The sequence below is a fragment of the Streptomyces sp. NPDC005195 genome, from assembly GCF_040608315.1.
Taxonomy (GTDB): Bacteria; Actinomycetota; Actinomycetes; order Streptomycetales; family Streptomycetaceae; genus Streptomyces; species Streptomyces kaempferi.
In genome coordinates this window covers 1-7,269 of record NZ_JBEXHZ010000120.1, presented here as the reverse complement: position 1 = coordinate 7,269, position 7,269 = coordinate 1, and the positions used below count along the sequence as shown (strand labels likewise).

Sequence of the window (7,269 nt, the reverse complement as noted above, 5' to 3'; positions counted from 1 at the left end):
GGGCCACCCACTGGCCGACAGCGACCGGAACACCTACTACGCCGGTCAGGCCGAGGGCTACACCGACTACCCCGCCTTCACCACCAACTGAGCAAGCAAGATGGCCGTCAGCGCGGACGGCTGGACACAATGACGGGGCAACGGAGCTCCTTCGGTGCAAGCTGTCTTGGTCGACTGCCTGTACCAACGAGCTCCGGCGACGACGAGACGGACGACGGCGAGGACGAGTAGTTGCAGACCCGTACAGTCGAACGGGGCGTCCGAAGCCACCTATGTTCTTCGGACGCCCCTTGTGTTGACCGGAGATCAGGATCCCGCATCGGCCGTGGGGAAGATCGGCCGGGCGGCGGGGGGACGCGGGTACGGGCAGGAGGCCCGGGCGGACCCGTGATGGCCAGTCAGCAGGTCAGCCGATCAGGGCGGGGTAGTCGGTGTATCCGGTGGCGTCGCCGCCGGAGATGACCTCGGCCCGCAGTTCATTGAACGGGGACCCGTCGGCGAGGCGGCGCGGCAGGTCGGGGTTGGCGATGAAGGGGCGTCCGAAAGCGATGGCGTCGGCCCAGCCCGCGCGCAGGATGCGGGCGCTCTTGTCGGGGGTGTAGTTGCCGGCGGCGATGATGACGCCGTCGAACGCCTCGCGGAGCTTGATGCGGAAGTCGTCGTCGAGTTCCGGGCCGCCGTCCCAGTCGGGCTCGGCCAGGTGGAGGTAGCCCAACTCGCGCCGGTTGAGTGCGCTGGCGATGTGCAGGCCCATCTCCAGGCCGTCGCTGTCGTCGAGGCCGCGAGCCTTGATCAGGGGGGAGATCCGCATGCCGACGTGGGCCGGATCCCAGGCGTCCACGACGGCGTCGACAACCTCCAGGGGGAAACGCGCGCGGTCGTCGAGGTTGCCGCCGTACTGGTCCTCGCGGTGGTTGCTGCTGGTGGACATGAACTGCTGGAGGAGGTAACCGTTGGCGCCGTGGATCTCGACCATGTCGAAGCCGGCCGCGCGGGCGTTGACGGTCGCACGGCGGAAGTCGTCGACGACGCGGGGCAGTTCGTCGGCGGCCAGGGCGCGCGGGGTGGGCGCGTCGACGGACATGAGGTTGCCGTCGGGGCCCTGGATCCTGGTGGTGCCCTTGAACGGCAGGGCGCTGGCGGAGACGCCCGGCTCGCCGCCGTGGACGGCGGGGTGGGTGATGCGGCCGACGTGCCACAGCTGGAGGGCGATCCTGCCTCCCGCCCCGTGGACGGCGTCGGTGATACGGCGCCACCCTGCGACCTGCTCCTCGGAGTGAATGCCCGGGGTGGCGTGGTAGCCCTTACCCTCGGGGCTGATCTGGGTGCCTTCGGTGACGATCAGGCCCGCGCCGGCGCGCTGCGTGTAGTACTCGCGCATGAGGTCGGTGGGGACGTCGTCCGGCTGCGCGGCGCGCATGCGGGTCATGGGCGCCATGAACACGCGGTTGCGCGTGGTGAAGGCGGGCAGGGCGAGCTGATGGGTCAAATTGGGCATGGTGGTCCCTCCAACCGGCATCGGCCGGCTGTGATCGGTGTTCTTGGGGATGTGTCCAGCGGGGCGCAGGCTGAACTCTCGTCGATGTAGCGGGTCCGGCCGTCGGCACGGTGGGCGGTCCGCCACTGTGCGCGCAGGGGGTGCGGGGCGCGCGGGCCGCGGTGGGCGGTGATCCGGCCGTTGTCCCTGGCGTGCGGGTGCTGCTCGGACGGGCTTGCGCCGTGCGCGGCCAGGAACGTGAGCAGTTCCTCGACGACGGCTGGCAGTGCCCCGCGGTACACGATCCGCCAGTCGGTCGCGTGCAGCGGGGAGTGGTGCCGCCGAGTTCGTGCAGAGGGTGCCCGGCGCGCTCCGCTCCCAGGGCGCGCCCGGTAGGCGTTGCCGGCGGCAGGCACCCCGGCTGGCTAGTGCGCCTGGAGATGGGTGCGGAAGAAGCGGATGGCGGCGTCGGTGCTCGTCTGGAAGCCGTCGAGGTAGGGATCGAAGTGGCCGCCGGGTATGAGGACGAGTTCCTTCGGCTCTAGGGCGCGTTCGTAGGCTCGCAGGGCCAAGTCGGTGGGGGCGACGGTGTCGCCGGTGGCGATCAGCATCATCAGGGGCGTGGGGGCGATCTGGTCGATCCAGTGGCCGGGGTCGTACGCCCTGAAACGCCGGTTGGACTGGACGGTGACGCTGTTCTCCCACAGCCCCTCGGGCGCGCTGTGGCCAAGGTAGAAGTCGATGGCGTCGGTGGCGCGGTAGGACGCGGTCGTGGACCGGTCGTCGCTGACGAATGCCTGGGTGGCCGGTGGCTTGCCTTGGGCCTGGGCGAGTTCGTCGGCGGCGAAGGACTCCTCGAGCTGGCGGGTCAGGTGTGGCGGAACGCGCCGTCGGCCGGTCTCGGAGCCGCTGACGGTGGGCACCTGGGAGTAGACGGCCTTGATCCTTGGGTCGGTGGCGGCCAGGACAAAGGCGTGTCCGCCCGAGTAGCTGGAGCCCCACAGGCCGATGCGGTCTGCGTCGACGGCGTCGAGGCTCTGGAGGTGGGAGATGACGCGTCGCCAGTCCTCGATCTGCTGGTAGGGGTCGATGTCGTGGCGGGGTGCGCCACTGCTGTCGCCGAAGCCGCGGTGGTCGTGGAGCGAGACCGCAAATCCGGCTTCCGCGAGCTTTTGGGCGATCGGTTCGATGCCGTGGTACTTGGTGCCACCGAAGCCGTGAGCCATGGTGATGGTGGGGTGGGGGCCGGGGCCGTCCGGCAGGAACAGCCAGGCGTGCAGCACGGTTTCGTCGGGCAGGTGGATGAGCTGGTTGGTGCGCTCGACCATGGTGATTTTCCTTGCTTGGTAGTGACCTTGTGGGCTGGAGGACGGGGGCGTCGTCCCGGATGACCCGTTGCACCGGACGGCGGCCGGCCCTGGTGTAGTCGGCCTGTGCGTCGAGGGAGCAGCGCCCTGCTGGGGGCGGCGTCGTCGGCGGCGGTCAGCAGCCGGGCGCAGGGCGCGCCCGTGTGGGGGTGACCTGGGGGTACGGCGTGATTCCGGTCCCGGGCGGCATCGAGAGGTTCGGTGGGACTCCCTGGGAGATTCTGGTTGCAACTTGAAACCGGTGCTGTCAGCATAGACCGCGTTGCTTGTATGTTGCAACGGACGGACATTCTGTGAGGAGTGCTATCGGATGCGTAATTACCACACAATCAAGACGAAACTGATCAAGACCGTCCTATGGGCCACGATCGACAACCCTCCCCTCAACCTGATCGACGAACGGTTCGTCGCGGACCTGATCGCACTGCTCGACGACACGGAGGCCGACGGCGGCGCACGCGTCGTGGTGCTTCGCAGCGCCGATCCCGACTTCTTCATCCCGCACGTGGACGTTCGACGGATCCCCGAGTACACGGCTGTGGCAGCGACGTCCGGCGGACCCGACGACATCAGCCTCGGCGCGCTGTACCGCCGGCTCAGCGAGGCGCGCCCCGTCACCATCGCGGTTCTCGAGGGCCGGGCCCGCGGCGCGGGGGCGGAGCTCCTCTACGCGTGCGACATGCGGTTCGCGTCCCGCGATCGCGCCGTGATCGGCCAGATCGAAGTGGGCACCGGCCTCTTCCCGGGCGCGGGAGCCGTCCAGCAGCTCGTCCGGCTCGCCGGCCGCGGTCAGGCCATGCAGGTGATTCTCGGATGCGAGGACCTCGACGCGACTGAGGCCGAGCGCATCGGCGTGGTCAACAAGGCGCTGCCGGACCAGGAGTTGATCCCCTACGTCGAGCGCCTCGCCGAGCGCATCGCGGCATTCCCGGAGGCCGCGGTGCGGCTGGCAAAGCGCCGGATCAACGCGGCCGGCCTCCCGCCCAAGGAAGATGTCCAGGTCGACTCGGGCGTCTTCCAGATCCTGGCACGCGACTCATCGAGTGCTGACAGGATCGGCGCCCTCATGCAGCGCGGGATGCAGGAACGCTCCCGCACCGAACTCGACTTCGGTGCGGCACTTGGCGAGCTGTAAAGCGCCACGGCGGGCGGGACCAGGTCTAACTGATGGGTGGCGGTGGGACGGTCGTGTGGGTGGCGGTGGGGCGGTCGTCCGGCTGCCGCCACCGGCTCCAGTACTGGATCGGCAAGCCTTGCCGTAGCCGGGCGGTGGAGGGTCCGACGGCCGCCCGCGGGCAATCCGACCGCCCCCTTGCAAAGACATCAAGGCCGAATCGGACCCCTCCACTGGCCGAAGGGGGCGTGCACTCCGCAGCCGCCGACCGTGGAGGCCGACTTCATGGTGATCGTTCGGAAGGCCCGGCCGTGTCGCGCCCCTGAGCGATCGGATCTCGTACGTAAACAATTCGACGCCGCATTCATGAAAGGCGCCTGTCATGCCCGTTTCCCATGCCCATATCCCCGCCAACCGTTACTCACCGGAACAGAAGCGCGCACTCGCCGACGCGCTCAACCAGTCGCTGGTACAGGGACTCGGAATCCCCGAGGGTGACCGCTTCATCACGATCAGCGAACACGGCGAGAACGAGCTGTTCCTGGATCCGACCTTCATGGGCATGCAGCGCAGCAGCGACGCCGTGATCATCACGCTTCTACTGGGTGCCCACCGACCTCTCGCAGACAAGAAAGCAGTGGCCGCGGCCATCAACAAGCTGGTGGTCGAGGCACTTCACATCTCGCCCGACGACGTATTCATCGCGCTGATCCCGGTTCCGAATGAGAGCTTCTCGTTCGGCAGGGGGGAGCTTCAGCTCGCCGAGGGCGCACCTCGTTGGTGAACTTCCTGTCCCTCGCCACGAGTTCGACGTCCTGTCCGCACCCCGTTCCGGCTGAGGACGGCATCCCGACTCTCAGCGGCCCGGGCGGGCGACCGCCGTGCCGCATTGCGCACTGTTCTGCGCCGCGGGACGTACTGCTGGACGGTTCGGCGCGTGTGGACGCTGGATGGGTGCGGATCAGGCAACGGTCCAGTCGCGCAGTTGGCGTGCGATCCGGGCGACGCCGAGCGTTCCGGAGAGCGCGTCGTGCACGAGCGCGACGGCCGCCTTGTGCGGGTACTCGAGCTCACGGGCGTTGAGGATCAAATAGGCCTCGGTGGCGTGCCAGGCGAAGGCTTCATTGGAGTGTTCCAGACATGGCAGTTTCGCCGACGCCTGCAGCAGCGCGGCGGCCTTGAGGTAGAGGGATCCGTAGATGTTGCGCTCCATCGCCCTGGCATTGACCCGGGCGGCAGCGGCGTAGAGCGGCGCGAAGTCGTCGACTTGCGGATCGCCGTCGAGGAGTTCGGCGGCGTGTAGCAGGAACGTGACGTCGATCGGGCGGAGCGGTCCCTGCTGAGTCACGCGGCGTGGCCTCGTTCCCGGCGCTCGACTTCCTGTCGCGCTTCCTGCTTGGCCGCCCGCTGGTCAGCGCTGGGATCCATGCCGCCGGGCTCGGCCGCGCACGCCGCGCCATTACGGGCCATGGATGCCTTGAAGCCTTCCAGGAACCGCCGCTCCACGGCAGTGGCACGCTCGTAGGCGGCCGAGAGGATGTACTCCTGCATGCTGACCCCCGTCTGCTTGGCGGCCGCCGCGATGGCCGCCCGCTGCGCAGGATCCGGAAAACGCAGACTCATCGCTTTGGGAGCCGACATGGTGTCCACGGTACCGGCGATACCATGTCGAGGTGTCAGTACGGACGCCCCCGTCAGCACTGCCGCGTCAGGGCCGCTGGAGGGGCAGTCGCCGCCTGGGGTGGCAGCAGCTCTTCCTGCTCGAACGCCTGCTTCGTGGACCCAACGCCGACCGGCTGGGCTCCAATGCCTGCCGCGGATGGCAGAGCGCCAGGCTGGCAGCCAGGGTCCGGTGGCGGGTGGCCGTGCGGTGTCGGTGAGGCGGGATGGATCAGGGGGCGGAGGTGCGGGTCTCTACGTCATCGGAGCCCAGGGCGCGGCCGTCCTGGGCATGCAGTTCGAGGCGGGCCACGGGCAGGCCGTCGCGCTTGTCGACGAGGCTGAGTCGCTCCTCATCGGCATCGAACAAATGCTCCTCACCCCACTGTCGCAGCGCGACGAGCGGGACCCGCAACGCCTTCCCCTTGTCGGTCAGCCGGTATTCGTTATAAGCGCTGCCGTCGGAGGCCGGGGCAAGGGTCAGCACATCGCGTTCGACGAGCTTGGCCAGGCGGGCGCTGAGGATGTTCTTGGCACACCCGAGGCTGCGTTGGAACTCGCTGAACCGGGTCATGCCGGACAGGGCGTCCCGGACGATGAGCAATGACCACCAGTCGCCGATGTCGCTCAGTGAGCGAGCGATAGGGCACGAAACCCCGCTGAGGTCCGTCTTGCGCACGTGCGCCCTCCTCCCAGACCATTAGTTGCACAATTAAACCATGCGGTTCGAGTGGGTGGCCATGGCCGCTCTGCCCGAGCGTCCAAGGCCGCTGTGATACGAGCTCGGGTGTGCTTGGGAAGCTTCCTGGCGCACCAGAAGCAACCTGCGCAGTGTCGCGGAGTTGATCCTCACCGGGGGCTACGACGGGCCACGAGGGCGGGTCTGGAAGAGGAGGCGTTCACGGTGGGGGGCTGGCTGCTCGCCCTGGCCGGTGCAGTCGCCGGCGGACAGCAGTGCCACCACCTGGTCGCGGTCCAGATGCCTTCGCCCGGTCGGCCTGCGTCGATGAAGACAACGTTGGCCCCGTGCCGGGAAAGATTCCAGCCCACGATGGCGCCAAGGATGCCTACTCCGATGACAGCAATACGTTCAGACCGCTTCACGGACCCGCTGCTCACGAACGCCTCCTTCTCAGATCACGGGCGAGCTCCCGTTTCCAGCTCGGGTACCAGCAGTCCTCTCATCGTGCGGCGGGCGGACGACATCACGCTAGCCAGCAGCGCAGACCTCTACACCCGAACGCGGGTCTACTGATGAACGTCCAAGACGACGTGCACGCGGCGGTCTCTCTGGCTGGTGTCTCCATCGGCAAGGTCGGCCGCTGCTCACGGAGACGTTCCGGGCCAGGCCGGCACCACCCTGGGCATGTGCGACGTGGATCGAGCCGACCTGGAGCGCGTCGCCCAGGACCTTCACGCTGAGGCGACCCCCGAGAACCCCGGGCCGGGCCGCCTGCGCCGTGAGTCTGTGCGGTGACTCTGCTGCGCAATTTGCTGCGGGGGTGAGGTCGGGTCCGTGATGATCGTTCCTGAGGCCGCTTCTCTGTCGTGCGGCCGTGAGGTTCCCCCGCTGTGCGAGAGGTGTTGATCAGCTGGTCAGGAGGGGTTGACGGGGTTTCAGGTTCGCTCGTTCGGCCGTTGCCCGCTCGGCG

At 68.4% G+C, this 7,269-nt stretch carries 8 protein-coding genes; 2 read left to right on the top strand and 6 right to left on the bottom strand.

Annotated features, from left to right (window positions below):
• Nucleotides 1-406: 406 nt before the first annotated feature.
• On the bottom strand, nucleotides 407-1,498 hold the full coding sequence (locus ABZV34_RS36115; RefSeq protein WP_356286488.1) for an alkene reductase: 1,092 nt from the start codon (nucleotides 1,496-1,498) through the stop codon (nucleotides 407-409).
• A gap of 404 nt (nucleotides 1,499-1,902) precedes the next feature.
• The gene (locus tag ABZV34_RS36110) at nucleotides 1,903-2,805 is read right to left on the bottom strand and encodes an alpha/beta hydrolase (RefSeq protein ID WP_356286485.1); all 903 of its coding nucleotides are present in this window, start codon (nucleotides 2,803-2,805) and stop codon (nucleotides 1,903-1,905) included.
• Nucleotides 2,806-3,154: 349 nt separating this feature from the next.
• Between ABZV34_RS36110 and ABZV34_RS36105 the strand changes: the two genes are divergently transcribed.
• The gene (locus ABZV34_RS36105; protein ID WP_356286482.1) at nucleotides 3,155-3,979 is read left to right on the top strand and encodes an enoyl-CoA hydratase/isomerase family protein; all 825 of its coding nucleotides are present in this window, start codon (nucleotides 3,155-3,157) and stop codon (nucleotides 3,977-3,979) included.
• 361 nt (nucleotides 3,980-4,340) lie between these two features.
• The gene (locus ABZV34_RS36100) at nucleotides 4,341-4,742 is read left to right on the top strand and encodes a tautomerase family protein (protein ID WP_356286479.1); all 402 of its coding nucleotides are present in this window, start codon (nucleotides 4,341-4,343) and stop codon (nucleotides 4,740-4,742) included.
• A 177-nt stretch (nucleotides 4,743-4,919) separates the two neighbouring features.
• On the opposite strand, the gene ABZV34_RS36095 is transcribed toward ABZV34_RS36100, so the two are convergent.
• From ABZV34_RS36095 to ABZV34_RS36080, 4 genes are all read right to left on the bottom strand, one after another.
• Nucleotides 4,920-5,306, bottom strand: coding sequence for a fic family toxin-antitoxin system, toxin component (locus tag ABZV34_RS36095; protein WP_356286476.1), 387 nt, complete (start codon nucleotides 5,304-5,306; stop codon nucleotides 4,920-4,922).
• Nucleotides 5,303-5,599: a DUF1778 domain-containing protein gene (locus ABZV34_RS36090; protein ID WP_356286493.1), complete on the bottom strand. Its 297-nt coding sequence runs from the start codon at nucleotides 5,597-5,599 to the stop codon at nucleotides 5,303-5,305. The genes ABZV34_RS36095 and ABZV34_RS36090 overlap by 4 nt, the downstream gene beginning before the upstream one ends.
• A gap of 250 nt (nucleotides 5,600-5,849) precedes the next feature.
• A complete protein-coding gene (locus tag ABZV34_RS36085; RefSeq protein WP_356286473.1) occupies nucleotides 5,850-6,296 on the bottom strand; it encodes a helix-turn-helix domain-containing protein in 447 nt (148 codons plus the stop codon).
• Nucleotides 6,297-6,466: 170 nt separating this feature from the next.
• Entirely contained in the window at nucleotides 6,467-6,721 is a 255-nt protein-coding gene (locus ABZV34_RS36080; protein ID WP_356286491.1) for an FAD-dependent oxidoreductase, read from the bottom strand.
• Nucleotides 6,722-7,269: the final 548 nt, after the last annotated feature.

Bases quoted from the DNA above. Each gene is read 5' to 3' on its own strand.
- ABZV34_RS36090 (WP_356286493.1), bottom strand. From the start codon at position 5,599: ATGTCGGCTCCCAAAGCGATGAGTCTGCGTTTTCCGGATCCTGCGCAG.
- ABZV34_RS36110 (WP_356286485.1), bottom strand. From the start codon at position 2,805: ATGGTCGAGCGCACCAACCAGCTCATCCACCTGCCCGACGAAACCGTG.
- ABZV34_RS36100 (WP_356286479.1), top strand. From the start codon at position 4,341: ATGCCCGTTTCCCATGCCCATATCCCCGCCAACCGTTACTCACCGGAA.
- ABZV34_RS36105 (WP_356286482.1), top strand. From the start codon at position 3,155: ATGCGTAATTACCACACAATCAAGACGAAACTGATCAAGACCGTCCTA.
- ABZV34_RS36115 (WP_356286488.1), bottom strand. From the start codon at position 1,498: ATGCCCAATTTGACCCATCAGCTCGCCCTGCCCGCCTTCACCACGCGC.